Annotated in this window: 17 protein-coding genes, 1 tRNA gene and 1 pseudogene; 7 read left to right on the forward strand and 12 right to left on the reverse strand. The window is 57.4% G+C overall.

Annotated features, from left to right (window positions below; all coding sequences use genetic code 11):
* The first annotated feature begins 605 nt into the window (after positions 1-605).
* Entirely contained in the window at positions 606-842 is a 237-nt protein-coding gene (locus ACH9L7_RS06365; protein ID WP_396612891.1) for a winged helix-turn-helix domain-containing protein, read from the forward strand.
* An 891-nt stretch (positions 843-1,733) separates the two neighbouring features.
* A complete protein-coding gene (locus ACH9L7_RS06370; protein ID WP_396612892.1) occupies positions 1,734-2,366 on the forward strand; it encodes a hypothetical protein in 633 nt (210 codons plus the stop codon).
* Between the two features lie 44 nt (positions 2,367-2,410).
* Here the strand turns inward: ACH9L7_RS06370 and ACH9L7_RS06375 are convergent, their stop codons facing one another.
* From ACH9L7_RS06375 to ACH9L7_RS06395, 5 genes are all read right to left on the reverse strand, one after another.
* Positions 2,411-2,638 carry a hypothetical protein gene (locus ACH9L7_RS06375; RefSeq protein ID WP_396612893.1) on the reverse strand — a complete coding sequence of 76 codons (228 nt, stop codon included), beginning with the start codon at positions 2,636-2,638 and terminating at the stop codon, positions 2,411-2,413.
* Between the two features lie 925 nt (positions 2,639-3,563).
* Positions 3,564-4,148: a hypothetical protein gene (locus ACH9L7_RS06380; protein WP_396612894.1), complete on the reverse strand. Its 585-nt coding sequence runs from the start codon at positions 4,146-4,148 to the stop codon at positions 3,564-3,566.
* A 360-nt stretch (positions 4,149-4,508) separates the two neighbouring features.
* A complete protein-coding gene (locus ACH9L7_RS06385; RefSeq protein ID WP_396612895.1) occupies positions 4,509-4,694 on the reverse strand; it encodes a hypothetical protein in 186 nt (61 codons plus the stop codon).
* Positions 4,695-4,897: 203 nt separating this feature from the next.
* Positions 4,898-5,074: transfer RNA gene (locus ACH9L7_RS06390), tRNA-Trp, on the reverse strand.
* Positions 5,075-5,125: 51 nt separating this feature from the next.
* Positions 5,126-5,326 (reverse strand): DUF5795 family protein, encoded by a 201-nt coding sequence (locus ACH9L7_RS06395; protein WP_396613230.1) that lies wholly within the window; start codon positions 5,324-5,326, stop codon positions 5,126-5,128.
* Between the two features lie 251 nt (positions 5,327-5,577).
* Between ACH9L7_RS06395 and ACH9L7_RS06400 the strand changes: the two genes are divergently transcribed.
* Positions 5,578-5,832, forward strand: a complete 255-nt coding sequence (locus ACH9L7_RS06400; protein ID WP_396612896.1) for a hypothetical protein — start codon at positions 5,578-5,580, stop codon at positions 5,830-5,832.
* A gap of 164 nt (positions 5,833-5,996) precedes the next feature.
* On the opposite strand, the pseudogene ACH9L7_RS06405 reads toward ACH9L7_RS06400, so the two are convergent.
* Positions 5,997-6,175 (reverse strand): annotated as a pseudogene (locus tag ACH9L7_RS06405) (FAD-linked oxidase); the annotation flags it as partial.
* Between the two features lie 32 nt (positions 6,176-6,207).
* Positions 6,208-6,525, reverse strand: a complete 318-nt coding sequence (locus tag ACH9L7_RS06410; protein WP_396612897.1) for a hypothetical protein — start codon at positions 6,523-6,525, stop codon at positions 6,208-6,210.
* Between the two features lie 406 nt (positions 6,526-6,931).
* Here ACH9L7_RS06410 and ACH9L7_RS06415 point away from each other — a divergent pair, with 406 nt between their 5' ends.
* Positions 6,932-7,372 (forward strand): ester cyclase, encoded by a 441-nt coding sequence (locus ACH9L7_RS06415; protein ID WP_396613231.1) that lies wholly within the window; start codon positions 6,932-6,934, stop codon positions 7,370-7,372.
* A gap of 420 nt (positions 7,373-7,792) precedes the next feature.
* On the opposite strand, the gene ACH9L7_RS06420 is transcribed toward ACH9L7_RS06415, so the two are convergent.
* The 3 genes from ACH9L7_RS06420 to ACH9L7_RS06430 form a co-directional block, all read right to left on the reverse strand.
* Positions 7,793-7,993: a DUF5795 family protein gene (locus ACH9L7_RS06420; protein ID WP_007539725.1), complete on the reverse strand. Its 201-nt coding sequence runs from the start codon at positions 7,991-7,993 to the stop codon at positions 7,793-7,795.
* A gap of 78 nt (positions 7,994-8,071) precedes the next feature.
* Complete coding sequence (locus tag ACH9L7_RS06425) at positions 8,072-8,458, reverse strand: secondary thiamine-phosphate synthase enzyme YjbQ (RefSeq protein ID WP_396612898.1); 387 nt, start codon at positions 8,456-8,458, stop codon at positions 8,072-8,074.
* Positions 8,459-8,518: 60 nt separating this feature from the next.
* Entirely contained in the window at positions 8,519-9,406 is an 888-nt protein-coding gene (locus ACH9L7_RS06430) for a DUF5794 domain-containing protein (RefSeq protein WP_396613232.1), read from the reverse strand.
* Positions 9,407-10,017: 611 nt separating this feature from the next.
* Here ACH9L7_RS06430 and guaB point away from each other — a divergent pair.
* Positions 10,018-11,514, forward strand: a complete 1,497-nt coding sequence (gene guaB, locus ACH9L7_RS06435) for an IMP dehydrogenase (RefSeq protein WP_396612899.1) — start codon at positions 10,018-10,020, stop codon at positions 11,512-11,514.
* 108 nt (positions 11,515-11,622) lie between these two features.
* On the opposite strand, the gene ACH9L7_RS06440 is transcribed toward guaB, so the two are convergent.
* Both ACH9L7_RS06440 and ACH9L7_RS06445 read right to left on the reverse strand, forming a co-directional pair.
* The gene (locus tag ACH9L7_RS06440) at positions 11,623-12,267 is read right to left on the reverse strand and encodes an HD domain-containing protein (RefSeq protein ID WP_396612900.1); all 645 of its coding nucleotides are present in this window, start codon (positions 12,265-12,267) and stop codon (positions 11,623-11,625) included.
* Between the two features lie 2 nt (positions 12,268-12,269).
* Positions 12,270-13,187, reverse strand: coding sequence for a glycosyltransferase family 2 protein (locus ACH9L7_RS06445; RefSeq protein ID WP_396612901.1), 918 nt, complete (start codon positions 13,185-13,187; stop codon positions 12,270-12,272).
* Between the two features lie 147 nt (positions 13,188-13,334).
* On the opposite strand from ACH9L7_RS06445, the gene ACH9L7_RS06450 reads away from it, so the two are divergent.
* Together ACH9L7_RS06450 and ACH9L7_RS06455 are read left to right on the forward strand one after the other, a co-directional pair.
* A complete protein-coding gene (locus tag ACH9L7_RS06450) occupies positions 13,335-14,408 on the forward strand; it encodes a TrmB family transcriptional regulator (protein WP_396612902.1) in 1,074 nt (357 codons plus the stop codon).
* Positions 14,409-14,559: 151 nt separating this feature from the next.
* On the forward strand, positions 14,560-15,150 hold the full coding sequence (locus tag ACH9L7_RS06455; protein WP_396612903.1) for a response regulator transcription factor: 591 nt from the start codon (positions 14,560-14,562) through the stop codon (positions 15,148-15,150).
* Positions 15,151-15,193: the final 43 nt, after the last annotated feature.

The following is a 15,193-nucleotide window of genomic DNA, read 5'->3' on the forward strand; positions in this document are numbered from 1 at the left end:
CCGCACGTACCAGTTGCGCATCGAACCAGTAGCTTTTGCTCTTAGTACTATCTTTGCGGAAGTAGGTTTTATTAAATGCTGGAACCCAGTTCGGTACTTGGCTTCGACCGGAAAGATTTGACGTGAGAGACTCCAAAACGGGAGCCGTCTCTTCGACGTTGGGGTAGACTCGACCTTGTGATTCCGTCGTTCGGTGGGAGTAGAAACGTGTGGTCGAACGCGACCACAGAGAACGTTTCGTAGGGTGTGCCTCTGACGGCAGCAATCATTCATTCGTAATCGAGTATATTATGTTTTTCGTGAGACAAGTAGGCAATATGCGTGTTATGGTGGCTCGTGGTTGCTCTCCTGTGGGTTTCTCGGCCATCTCAGTCTGGGCTTATACTGAACTAGCTGAGTCGAACACTGCTTCCGTACCTTAGCCACGCAAGCCCGCGCGGGCCTGCTGTGCCAGCAGTGAGGTCCGCTTCTGCGGAACCTATCGGAGAGCGATAGGTGTGCGAAGGTGCTTCCGTATTCAATCTATGAGTTTCCACTACGTAGTTTTGTCTCCAAAACTAATTTTGAATCCATGTTATATGTGTAGCTCTAAGAAAGAGGATGATATGTCGGGTCGGAAGCGCACCGTTTCAGACGAAGAAATCCTCGAGGTTCTACTGGATTCTGAAGACCCATTTCTGACGACAACAGAGGTTGCCGAGGTTTTAGATTTCTCTCAGCCGGGTGCGCTGAAACGGCTGCGTCAGCTCGAAGAGAAAGCGTACGTCGAGACAAAGAAAGCGGGGAATTCGAATACGTGGTGGATTACTGAATCGGGTCGTGAGCGGGTTCGTTCTAAATAGCAGTAAGAGACCCATATGGTGAGCTGGTGTGATAGAATGTTTGACTCTCGATTTGTGTAGCAGATGTTTCTGAACTAGTAGTCTCTATCACGGTTTCACACCTGAACAATTATATGAAGAATACAATGCTGGAATGTTCACGTAAGATGCTTCTTCACCTGATTTAGCCATCACTTTCTTTGACAATACTTGGAAAATTGGGCCATCAAGAGATGAAGTGACAGGCACTCCACTTGAAATAGAGGTTTTCGCTTATTATGAATTCTACCACACTTGTTTTGAAAGCAAGAAAAACCAACTATTTATTAAAATGAAATTAACGGGCATTCGGATACAATTAATTGATGTATAACCAGCCAGATCTGGCTCTGTACAATCCGTAATCGCAGGACAACGGTCACATTCGGTAGGTTTATCCTTCAACAGTTACGATGGTAAACTGCCTAGTGAGCGGTGGGGGACTGTTGCTTTTCTCCACCGACTCCGCCGTAAACTTGAGTTACAACGCCTGTATCCGTTGATTTACCACTGTTAATGACTCACGCCCGAACACATATATAAGTGTATGGGTAGCGGAGTGAAAGTGGACTTCGAAAGTTCGACCCACACGGTTTATATGCTGAACCCACATTTCAACCACGGATTGTGTAGGTAACGAAAAGCCCTTTATATCTGCATCAATATCATCAGGGTAGGGTCCGAGATGACCCACCGCTCACTAGGCATCCCCGATCTACCGCACTCGGCGCGGCAGGGGATTGCGGAGAAAACTACGACAACATGGAAAGCTCGCGTCTTCCGGTTGCTACTGGACAGACGTGATCAAATGCTCTCAATCGTGTTGTTAGCCCAAGACTCGCTGCGGGGCCTAACAGCAGCGGGAGGTATTAAATGACCTCTGTAAACCAACAAGATGTCGATGAAGCACTCCGCACCATCGACAACCACGTTAGTAGCATTGGCGATCAAATAATCCAACCCATCTCGGGACAGACCGACTCTGGAAAACAAGTCCAAGGACGTGTAGTTCAACACGGTCAGCAAAAATATCAAATTCTTGCTGTAGTTGGTGAGTCAGCAGTTCAGATCCGATATGTGTTCGATGCTGCTGAGGCTATAGCTGTTCAGCGCGCCATCACCGATGGTGGTCGCTCAACCACGACGCCTAATCAACAGGTGAACATCGCACCTGAGCAAATCGCGCACGCTAAAGATGAGCTTCAGGATGCGGCCGAAGACGAGGATCATCTGAAGAAGATCCGACAAGGTGTCATCGACCGGATCTCTGAACCCAGTATAGCGGCGAATCTTAAAACCGACGAGTTCTTCGTCTACGGATTTGAGGTGAGCGCCAGCCTCTACCCGTTCCACGACGACGTTGACATCGCTACCTTCAGCGAGAAGGTGCAAACTGTTGTCAGCTTAGGCTGGAAAGCACAGTCGTATCTCGTCACCGAGTACGACCTCCGAAGCCTGCTCAACGGCGGTCCTAGTTCACACGACGGCCCGCGTGGCTTTCAGTAACTGAGGCCACGCGAAAACAAGCGATATCCTATTTTTTCACAGCCTCACCTAACAAGTCCCTGCAGCAGCTCGGTCTCGTGAAGCGGCTTCATAGGGCCGTCCTCAGGTACCGGCCGAACAACGTAGACGCCCTTCCCCAATCGCTGGACGTGCATGTTCTGATCCTCTCGGTCCTCCTCGTCGGCAGCAATCACGCCGTCGAGGACGAGATCGTCACGGTCGAGTGCAACAAGCGGAGTGCCGTCGTGGTTTCGGAGCTTTCGGAATACCATTGTTGACACCCCATCGGCCACCCAATCCTACTTAGTTCTATCTTCGATGTGACTTGTTACGAATGTTGGTCCGTGGTCGGTCCAAAACATCGAACCGGCAGACAGCGGATACTTCGGCAAGTGGCCACCACCACATACCCCCCACCGGGCGTATACTTACTTACACTATGGGGCGATTTGGCGGCCCCCCGGTGGTGGCCGGTTCCCGGTGAAGTCTCGATTTTGGGTGTTGGGTTGCTCGAGGAACTGCGAGATCAGTGTGGGTCAAGCGTTCTGAGAACATACAGTCAATAGAATCAGGCCTTCCCTACAGATACCGTCCAAAGGGTATATATCGACTCAATCGAACGCCTCAGAGCCAGTCAGCTCGTCCAGAACCCGTTTGGTAACTCGCCGAACAGTAACAGCGTTGCGTGACTTTACTGTGAACCGAAGTTCCCCGTCTTCCAAACAAACCGACTCAACACCGTCGATATCTTCTGCATTCTGTCTTTGGTGCTCGTTCCACTCAAGTAATGTACCCCCGTCTCTGAGCTTAGCCGCCGTTCCGGGCTCTCGGTTTGAACTACTGTAGAACAGTAAGGAAACAGTCGAGCGGCCCCTAAGGAACTCAAAATCGTGTAGCATTACCCTCGTTCGTGGTACGTTACCCTGTACGAAGAGATCCGGTAGTCGGTCAAGAGCCTCTCGAACCCCTGTCCGGGCTTGTGATCGATAGCTGGTAATCGAGATGAGGAGTGTAGAGATGAGGAGGATGATACTAACCCACTGGTAGGTGGTTAGTTGAGGGATCGGAACCATGACGTGGGACTTTCCACTTACAAACATAGTAATACTCATCTGAAATGTATCGACAGAGGTGCTCATGAGTTAATGTGGTCACACACGCTCAGGCAAGTAGGACCAACCCCACACAGACCACAGATCATTCTAGCTCCGTTACTCCGGTAATTTTGAGCACGGCGGCGAGTGTGAACACAACAGTAGCCTCGATTATCAAGATCATCTTAACACTGGTTCCAAGCTTTTGTGCAATCAGAGCTTGGACAGCCGTATCTGCCATAGTGGCAAAGAGTAGACCAAGAGTAAGCAACCCAATGGCAGTATTAATTTGATTCTGTTCTTCTACCCGCTGTTCTTCTCTACTCTCTTGTTTGACCAGCATCGACTGGTCATGAGCGACTTTAAACCCGTCTCCATTCAGCCTGATTGGGTACTTATCTAGCGAAACGTCATCAAACGGCTCCATGACATCTATTAAACCTGCATTTCTAAGCCAACCGACACTATCTTCAATTTGCTCCATCGAGAGATTTGTGTCACTCTTAATATTCTGGTATTGCCTCTTTCCGGTGTCTTTACACCACTCAGTCTTCTTTTTGCTTTTCTGCGTTCCTTCGTCTCCACTTCTCAAAGTCGGATAGCTGTCTGCATCTATATATTCGTGGTAATCTTCACCTAGGCGATACATTGAGCGAATAACCATACTCCATGTCGGTTCATTGTCCATACAACTGGTGTTTGACCAACAATGAATAAATGGAGGCGTCAATTCCTTCACAATCGGCGTGTTGGAATACTACCAACGTTTGACTGAGGTGGTCAAGCCGCGCCGAGTAGGCGCGGCGACCTGCGTTTCATCTGTTTCATCTGGAGTCTGAGCGAAGCGAAGACTCCGGTAATCTGGTGGTGTGGCTCTTTAGCCACACATCTAACGGAGAATCAAGGGTCCCCCCGCTGATTCGGAGTGACGGCGCTCGAGAGTGAGAGACGAGAGCCAGAAAATTGCAGCGGCTACAGGTCTGAAAAACCAGCAAGAATTTCTTCTACTTCACGAGAAGGATAGTGTCGCCACTCAGCGGGCGGGCCGTCAGCCGATGAGCGTCCGGAGATCGCCGAATCGGAACCGCATCGGCATCGGCGTATCGTACGCTTCCGCATCGACTACGAACTCCCGAGCGAACTCCTTCCAGCCGCGGCCGCTCACTTCAGCCCACTTCGCGGCACCCGTCCGCAGGATACGCTTTACTTCCTCGCGGGTGGGCTGCGGTGCCAACTCGAGACGGTCACGACTGTCCTCTTCCTTCAACAACCGAGATTCCGAGAGAAAATGGGGCCGAAGGGATTGTGAACCACGGTCGCGCTGCTCACTCCGTTCGCTGCGCTCCCTGGTTCAAATCCTCCGGGTGCATTACACACAAAATCACGCCGCCAGCGAGCGACGGAGCGCTCGCTATGTGGGTGATTTTTGAGAGAAAATGGGGCCGGAGGGATTTGAACCCCCGATCGACTGATATCTCCGGTGTGCGCCTCGGAACTCCAGAGGGTCTTCAACACGACCGATGATCAGTCGGCCGCTCTGTATATCAGCTGGAGTTTCGTCCCGGGCGCCAAGCCTCTGGAGTCAGTCGCCATGCCGGGCTTGGCCACAGCCCCGATTTGCGTGCACTCTTTCGTATGGCGATTTTTCTTAAAGGGGTTTCGATTCTACTCGTCGCGGTCGTCGTCCGCCCAGTCGCACTCTTGGCACTTGTAGGCGGTCACGAATTCCGTGATACTCGGCATGTAGCCGACGGAAATGACGTTTTCTCCACACTCCGGACAATCGAAGTCGGTATCCTCGATGCCCTCGGTGTCCATCACGGCCTCCCCCTCGATGAGTTCGGCGAGCTTCCCGGGGGTGACCATCCGTCCCTTGACGACGCGGTTCTCGGCCATATTGGGTCCCTGTTTCGGTATCAAAATGTAGATTAGGTCATACTAATTTTATAACTCTTCACCTGACTGGCCCTGCGCCAACGTAGGTTCCCTTTAACCACCGAGTAGATCGGTGGTGACTGGGTGAACGACAACCAACGTATGTTTAGAGATTACTCTCGGCGTCTCACGGCGCGGTGGGCAGGACGAATATACCCCGACACGGCGTGTAGTAGCAACTGATGGCCGATCTCGATATCCGGGAATACGCCTACTACGACACCTTCGCCCGGGACCTACACACCGACACGCTCGACCAGCACGACGTGACCCTCGAAGCGGCCCGCGAACGCGGGCTGATCACTGAAGATGATACGCGACTCTTGTGGGAACTCCTTGGTCAACTCGATGACGATGAACTGCTGATCCAGATCCCGGAGTGGCTGGCGGACAAGAAGATCGGTACGTGGATGGCGGGACACCTACCGAGTTCGTAGGACGGATCGAACGGGAGACAGAGAAGGCCATACTGTTCGCTGATTCGGCGTCAGCCCGTCCACTGATGAAGACCGCGCACCGGATCTCGAACCTCGAAGGCGACTCAGAGAACGAAGACACTGACGAAGAGCGACGGGAGTGGCTGGACAATCGTCTCGAACAGCACCGACGACAGGTTGTCAATCGAGAAGCCGCGCTTGCGGCAGAGGTAGCCGAATCACCGCCGAGCGTCAGCCCTGCGATACCGGTTTCCGACACTACGCCAATCGGAGCGACAAGACCGAACACGCTCGTTTCGTGGTCCACGTCGCCGAGGAGCGCGAGTGGACCGCCCTGCACGCGCTCAACCGCGAGGCTGGGGACACCCGGGGTTGCTAGTCCGACCGCCCGGTGAAGCCGTGGACGGCGACGGAGATCAGGGCGAGGGCCACGACTGCGACGAGGAGCCAACGACCGACGTCGGTGCCGAGTAGCTCCGCGGTCAGTCCGAGGATGTCGACCCCGGACAGCTGGCCGAGCGCCGCCAGCAGGAGGAAGAACCCGACGAGCACCAAGCCTAGCCGGAGCGTCGACGACGCGAACCACCCGGTGAAGGCGTCGCTCGGGGGCGACAGGCCGTCCCCGTCCTGTTCGGTCGTGTCCACGTCACTCACCGTCGTCTCGGACTCCTTGACAGTAGTTTCGGACGCCATACGTTAACAAGGGGGTAAGATCGGTTTAACCCCGGGCAATTTCACGACGACCCGGTATTTGATTATCCGGGTGACACCGCCCGACGCGTCCGGGGGAGAGCAAGAACTGTTCTACGAGGAGTGGGAGGAACAGAGGCTTCCGCCTGATGACGTACGAGGGCTGTAGCGCGGTCGGAGGGCCGTGCGTTGGATGTGTCGTCCTACGAAGTGACGGCCACCAGTGAGCGGATGAGGGGCCTGAGGACAACGCAGACAGAGTGTAATCGGCGGTCCGACGAGATCTCCGGGCCTTCATTAAGGAGTGGCAACTACTAACACGGTTCGCGTCGTAACAGGAACTTGCGCTCGCTATGAAGCCACGTTGGGGAGGAGATTCGTCGAGGTGGGCGCGCCAGAGGAGAAGCTAATGGCACCAGCAACCACGCCTGAGGAGAACAAGCAAATCGTCCGTCGGATTCCCGAGGAGGTGGCGAGCGAGGGTAACATCGACCTCATGGACGAGATATTCGCCGAGGACCTGATCGACCACCTTCCTGCCCCGTTCGGGGAGATGCGTGGGCGTGAAGCGGCTAAAGAGCAGTTTAAACAGCTTCAGACCGCGTTCCCGGACCTCGAAGTGACCGTCGAGGACGTAATCGCGGAGGAGGATACCGTCGCCGCCCGGGTTACGTGGCGTGCGACCCATGAGGGCGAGTTCATGGGGATCGAACCGGCTGGTCGGGAGGTTGAGTTCCCCGTGTTCGCGTTCCTACGCCTGCAGGATGGGAAGGTCGTCGAGCGGTGGATCCAGCCCGACCAGCTCGGAATGATGCAACAACTTGGCGTCGTCGAACCGCCCGGAGAGTAATGCGACTCGCCCCTATTTTTTCGGCGGTACAACAGAGGTTGTCTCCGGTCATCACCGTAGTGATGATCGGGGCAGTCCAAAGCGACGAACTGCGCCCTCGACACCGACGAGGGAGAGACGACTCCCCCAACCCGCCAGACGAGTTGTACGGGCCGTAGCGCTGTCGTGAGGCGTTCGCGCGATGGTTCGGAGACGAGCGGTATCCCGTCGATTTGGGCCGTTTCAGCGTCTGATTCGAGATTGTCGCGGTCGGGATTCGACGTGATCATCGAGTCCCTCCGCCTGAAGCCTCAAACTCCTCGTAATCGGCGTTTCGTTCTTCATTCTGTTGGTTCAATCGAACCGTATTGGCCCGTCGTTCGGTCATTTCATTTCTCCCTCCAATACCGAAAAACAGAGGGTACAGGCATTCTACGCGCCCTATTCGTCGCGGTCGTCGTCCGCCCAGTCGCACTCTTGGCACTTGTAGGCAGTCACGAATTCCGTGATACTTGGCATGTAGCCGACGGAAATGACGTTTTCTCCACACTCCGGGCAGTCGAAGTCGGCGTCCTGAATCGCTTCGGCCTCCATCGGGCGCTCGCCTTCGACGAGTTCGGCGAGCGTCTCCGGGGTCACCATCCGCCCTTGTACGACGCGGTTGCTCATGTCCCGACGAAACGCTCCGAGGTAAGTAAGCCCTCCGGCACTGCGTCACACTCACGGCATCGCCACGGTCACAGTTCGCGTCCGCGGGCCGTCACACTCGACGAGGAGGACCGACTGCCAGCGCCCGAGGTCTACGTCGCCGTCGACGACAGGAATCGAGACACCGTTGCCGACGAGGAGCGCCCGGAGATGGGAGTCGGCGTTGCCGTCCAGTGCGTCGTGGTCCCAGCCGTCGTCGGGCACGCTGTCGGCGAGCATCGTTTCGATATCGCCGAGCAGGCGCGACTCAGCTTCGTTGACGCAGACGCCCGCGGTGGTGTGGCGCGAAAAGACGGTACAGACCCCGTCGGCGTCAGCGGGGAGCGCGTCGGAGACCTGCTGTGTGATGTCGATAGCCTGGAGACGCCGTTCGGTCTGGATGTCGAAAGTTCGGCGCATACGCTGGCGATTCGACGCGCAGGTGGAAAAAGACGAGGCGAGTGGAATGCAGCAGGCCGATTACAGCCACGGCGCGCGGGACTCGTCCTCACCGGGATAGCCGTATCCCGGTTCGGGCGAATCTTCGGCCGCGTCAGAGACGTCGGCACCGACCACGTCGCCAGCGTCGTCTGCGACATCGTCACCACCGTCGGCGACTGCGCTGTCGACCGACGCGGGTGCGTGTGCGTCGACCGTGGGTTCGTCGTCGAACTCGGTATCGACCGCGGCGTCGTCTGCAACGTCGACGTCCGGGCTGCTGCCGGGGTCGAAGGCGAACAGCGCCGTGACACCGAGGACGCCGAGCGCGACGGGCGCTTGCGTCGGCATCAGGCCGAGAACGTCGAGGGCCAGCATGCCGAGCGCGACGGAACTCCCGAAGCGGAACAGGTCGATATCGACGTTGCCGCGGAGCCGCGGGGCGAAGATAGCCACCGCACCGGCGAAGCCGACGCCGGTACCAGCGGCCGCACCCGCGTGGATGAGGCGCGACGGGTCGGGGCTGACGACGAGGGCAGCACCCTCGGGGTTGAAGCTGGCAACGAGACCGAGACCGATGATGACACTGGGTGACGGGAGATATTCGCCGACCTTCGAGGAGGCCGTCTTCGCGGCGATGGCCAGGATGACCAGTCCGGCGAAGCGGTGGAAGACCTCGAAGTTGAGAAGCGTCTCGATGGTCTCCGCGATAGCAGCCTCGGTGACTGCCACGGGGATGAGAAACGCCCCGAGGAGCAGGATAGACGTGAGCTGCTCGCGGCGCGAGCCATCCATCTCCGCGAGGATGACGGCGACCGTCGCCGACCCACCGAAGATGAGGAGACCAGTCTGTATGATACCCGTGACGGAATTCAACGCGCCTGCGATGATGAGCGCGGGGAAGATTCCGTCAACGAGGGGGAGCGCCATGACGGTGGCGAGAAGCCGGGTCGCACCACCTACCTGTTGCTCGAGACGAAGGGCGACTGGGTGACGTGAGACACTCATTACGTGTTATTGGCCTTGACCATGGCCCAAGCGGCGATAAGGACGCAATTCAGACAGGGGCGTACGTGGATTCCGTACGTTCCGTCCATTTCGTCCAAGTTTGAACTCCCGTTTAAATGTCTGCCACATCGGTGTAAAGAGAATGCCGGAGTCGAGGTTCATCTGACCGGCAATACGCGATGCAACGGGACACGTGGAGTCCATACACAACGAATTTCGGACAGGAGTATTAAACGTTGTGTGGGACACGACCACACGAGACATAGGCTTATTTGGAGCCTTTATAAAAAGTGCCGATGATTCTTCGGCTATATCTCTCGTGGCCTATGATATTATGGTACATGTTCGTGAATATGGTGATTATTCACGACGGACTTGTCCCATGATAGAATGTGACAATCTGACACGAAGTGCTGCGTCGGAGAGATCGATGGTACACATCCCTGTGTATATCTAATCCGGTTGGTTTGCCAAACATCTGCACGCCTGTGCCATCTCGCAACCCTTTTGTTGTCGCCGAGACCACGCTTGATATGGCGAACGACGTTCCTGACCAAGAACCCTTCACCGAGAAGCTCCGGGTACCCGAATCCCTCACATTCGACGACGTACTGCTCCGACCCATGGAAAGCCGGGTCGAGCCTGACGACGCCGATGTCTCGACGCGCGTCTCGAAGAACGTCGAACTCAATATTCCGATTCTCTCTGCTGCGATGGACACCGTCACCGAAAGCCGGATGGCTATCGGGATGGCCCGCGAGGGCGGCCTCGGTGTTCTGCACCGAAACATGGACGCAGCGCAGATGGTCCAAGAGATAGAGCGGGTCAAGCGCGCTGACGAACTCGTCATCCGCCGCGACGACGTGGTCACGGCGCAGCCTGAACAGACCATCAGCGAGGTCGACGAGATGATGGAGCGTGCCGGTGTCTCCGGTGCCCCTGTCGTCGGTGACGACGATGTCGTGCTCGGTATCATCTCGGGCACGGACATCCGTCCCTACCTCGAAGTCGGCGAGTCCGACGAAGTCCGCGAAGCGATGACGGACGAGGTCATCACGGCCACGCGCGATGTGAGCGCCCGTGACGCCCTCGAACTCATGTACGACCACAAAATCGAGCGCGTCCCCATCGTCGACGACGACAGCCGACTCGTCGGTCTCGTCACGATGCAGGGCATCCTCCAGCGCCGCGAGCACGAGAACGCCGCTCGCGACGACGATGGTCGCCTCGTCTGTGGTGTCGCCGTCGGCCCGTTCGACGACGAGCGCGCCCAGATGGCCGACGAAGCCGGTGCTGATGTCATCTTCATCGACTGCGCCCACGCGCACAACCTCAACGTCATCGACGCCGCCCGCGAAATCAAAGAGACCGTCGAGGCCGACGTCGTCGTCGGTAACGTCGGCACGCGCGAAGCGGCCGCGGAAATCGTCGACTTCGCAGATGGCATCAAGGTCGGTATCGGCCCCGGTTCCATTTGTACGACCCGCGTCGTTTCCGGGTCCGGCATGCCCCAGATTACGGCCGTCGCGGAAGTCGCCGATGTCGCCGCAGAATACGACGTCCCCGTCATCGCCGACGGTGGCATCCGCTACTCCGGCGACGCCATCAAGGCCGTCGCCGCCGGTGCGGACGCCGTCATGCTCGGTTCGTACTTCGCAGGCACGGACGAGGCTCCCGGCCGCGTCATCACGATGAACGGCAAGAAGTACAAGCAGTACCGCGGCATGGGCTCTGTCGGTGCGATGCAGTCCGGCGGTGCCGACCGCTACCTCAAGGAAGACAACGAAGACGAAGAGTACGTCCCCGAAGGTGTCGAGGCCGCGACGCCGTACAAGGGCTCGCTCGCCTCTGAACTCCACCAACTCGTCGGCGGCATGCAGTCCGGCATGGGCTACGTCGGTGCTGAGACGATTCCGGCCGTCAAGGAACACGCACGCTTCGTTCGCGTCTCCGCCGCTGGCCAGACCGAAGGCCACCCCCACGACGTGATGATTACCGACGAAGCGCCGAACTACAGCCCGCACGAATAACGTCGCAGGAACGCGTTCGCGTTCGTCACCTTTTGTTGGACTCGACGCTCAGAACGCTCTCTACACCGCTTTCGGGACGGTCACTATCTTCTCCGTAGCGTCCGTCGACTACCGATTTCCGTACCACTCTTCTGTGAATCGCTCCGCGAATTCCACGAGGAAGGCGTGCCGCTCTTCGGCAACCGCCCGCGCGGCCGCCGTGTTCATCTCGTCTTTGAGATGAAGCAACTTATCGTCGAAGTGGCCGAGGCCCGAATACTCGTCCGTGTCGGGTGCCCACAGGCGATTCCCGACGACGCCCGTGAAGGCGAAGTTGCGTGCGATACCGACCGCACCGATGGCGTCGAGATTGTCGGCATCCTGCAGAACGAGTGCCTCCGTCGTCTCCGCGGGGTTCTCGCCGCCGTCGAACTCGTATTCCTCGTGAACCTCGACGCAGTGGAGTACGGCAGGTATCTTCTCGTCGGGAAACGCGGTCGCTTCGAGGACCGACCGAACCGCAGGAAGCGAATCCGCTGGTGGGACGTATTCTCCATCTTCGCCCATCGACCGGTGAATGTCGTGTGTGAGTGCTCCCGCGCCGACGATGTCGCAATCTGCGTCCTCCCGTTCGGCAATCTTCACGCCGACGTTGAAGACGCGCCAAGCGTGGTCGAGGTCGTGGCCCGACGAGTCGTCGCCAACCCACGCACGCATCTCGCGTTCGATTTCTCGGAACACCTCGGCGTTCGAAATTCCATCGAGGAACGCCATCTTCAGGAGACGACCTCCACGTCGAACTTCGTGCGCCAGCGGTAGCGACGGCCGCCCCAGACGAAGGTCCGACGCGCCAGCCCGTACAGGAACAGCGGGATCTGTGCGAGTATTGCAGGGTACGCCAGAAGGAACGTCCACCGAGGCTCACCGACGGCAGCGTAGAGTCCCAGTTGGAAGAGCGTCAAGAGCACGAGGGCAGGAAGCGGGAACGCGACAGCCCCAACCGAGACGAGCGTTGCGAGGAGGACCATCACGACCATCCCCTTCGGGTCGTGATAGCGAACGATTTGCGTGAATCGGACGTGCCGTTCGAGCGTGTCGCGAATCGACCCGCCGACTGGAACGCGCCGTGTGCGTCGAAGCGGCGTTACGTCGAGGTGTTCGGTGAGTATTCCGTCGTCGCTCACCGTGCGCCGAAGGTCGGCGAAGAATGCGTCGATGTCGAGGTCCGACCGTTCGAACAGCACCGCGCCGCCCCAGACGATGTCGTCGGCGTAGACGCTGAGCGTCCCGCCGACCGCGTAAACCGGTTCGAGGAGCATCGAGAGCGGGTCGCGGCCGACGAAGAACGGCATCTCGGTGACCGGTCCGTGTTCCTCGTAAGCGACGTGTAGCTCCGCCAGCCAGTCTGGTGGGTGATAGAAGTCGTCGTCCGTCCAGACGATGCGGTCGTGTTTGGCTTCGCGCATACCTGCGATAATCGCATTCGCCTTCCCGGAGCACCCCTCCGGTTCTCCGGCTTTCACGATTCGAACCCCGTCCGGCAAACTGCCGCTCCGCTTTGTGACGGGGTCCGACTCGTCGTCGCAGACGACGAGCAGTTCGTCTCCCGGACCGAGTTGGTCGGCGACCTCGTCGCACGCATCCGTCCACCGAATCGTCGGGAGGAGAACGGTCGTCGCCGGTGGGTTGCTCATGCATGGACTACATTATTGACGTTCTATACACATTTCCAATCGACACAATCTCCGTGTATACAGTACACATGTGTCGTGTGTGCTCTGCGCGCAGACGAAGTCATAGAGGATGATTAATAGGGAAGCATACCTTGCATCTACAGAGCGATGGATTCCGCGGAGCTTCGCACCGCGCTTCGAAACGCTGGGTTATCACAGTATCAGGCAGAGGCATACGTTGCACTTCTTCAATTAGGGGCAGCAAGTGCGACGGAGTTAGCCGACGCGTGTGCCGTTCCGACGGCACGCATATACGACGTTCTCCGCGACCTCGAAGCAAACGGGTATATCGAAACGTACGAACAGGACAGCCTTCACGCACGCGCGTGCAATCCGGAGTCGGTCATGGAGGACCTCAAGGCTCGGGCGACGCAACTCGACGAGGCCGCATCCGAGATAGAAACTCGCTGGCAACAACCGTCTGTCGACCGCCATATGCTGAGTATCGTAAAGCGGTTCGAGACGGTGTTTAACCGCGCTGAGGAACTCATTCGGAATGCAACGAGCGAGGTGCAGGTCTCTGTCACCTCAGAACAGTTCGAATCGCTCCGGCCCGCGTTGACGCAGGCGTTCGACAACGGCGCGTTGGTGAAAGTGTCGCTTCACCCGGAGCGAGGGGGCCAACTAGAGGAGCTAAGCGAGAAGACCTACGAGGGCGTCGCGACGGAAGTCCGCCACAGAACGCTCCCGACACCGTTCGTCGCCCTCGTCGACAGGACCGGAGCGTGCTTCGCTCCTCACGCCCACTCGGTCAACCAGTACGGTGTCCTCGTCGACGACTACACGATGACGTACGTGTTCCACTGGTACTTCCAGACAGCTCTCTGGGAGGTCTGGGACGTCGTCTATTCGACACAGACGGACGAACCACCAATCGTCTACTCGGACATCAGGAACTTCGTTCAGGACGCCAAGCCGTTGCTCGGAAACGGGAACCGCATCGTCACGAACATTATCGGGTATGAGACTGAGAGCCGCGAGCCAATCGAGTTCACCGGAGAAGTGACCGACCTTCACTACACGGCGATCTCGGAGCCAGAGGGCTCGCTTTCGTTCTCAAAACTCGCCGGACAGGTCTGCATAACGGTCGAAACAGACGATGGAACGTACTCCGTCGGCGGATGGGGTGCCGTTCTCGAAGATGTCGAGGCGAACCGCATCACCATCGAGGTTATTTCTTGAACAGTCTCAATCGCCGAAATGTATAACAACACGCAGACCACATATTTCGTACGAAACTGTTCAGGACACCACGACTGACAAGGGGTATTTTGATATACCACCGCGCGACATTCAGTTTCGTGAGTGTTCCCGGAACACCACTGAGCTACCAATGAGTGATGAACAGCCTCTCGTGCTCATCGTCGAAGATGAGCCGGACCTCGCCGATTTGTACGCAACCTGGCTTAGGAACGACTATCGTGTCCGTGTCGCTTACGGTGGTCGCGAAGCCCTTGAGAAACTCGACAACGAGGTCAACGTTGTTCTCCTCGACCGTCGGATGCCCGACCTCTCGGGAGACGAAGCCCTCGCCGAAATCCGCGACCGTGGCTTCGAGTGCCGCGTCGCGATGGTGACTGCTGTCGAACCCGACTTCGACATCATCGCCATGGGCTTCGACGATTACCTCGTGAAACCAGTCTCTCGCGAGGCGTTGACCGAGACCGTTTCGAACCTCCTCTTGCGAAACGACTACGACGCAGGCATTCAGGACCTCTTTTCTCTCGCGTCCAAGAAGGCCCTGCTCGAGTCGGAGAAGGACGAAGCGACACTCAAAGACAACGAGGAGTACCAGAAACTCACCGAAGAACTCAACAAACTGCGCGCGGAACTCGACGAGACACTCGGACAACTCGACGAGAGCAAAGGCGTCACGGCAGTCTACCGTGACATCGGTGACGCCGCCGACTCGAACGACTCGTAGACCGGTCGACCGATAACGATCCGGGAACTGATTCGCGGTTTTT

Source organism: Haloferax sp. S1W (assembly GCF_044593955.1).
Lineage (GTDB): Archaea > Halobacteriota > Halobacteria > Halobacteriales > Haloferacaceae > Haloferax.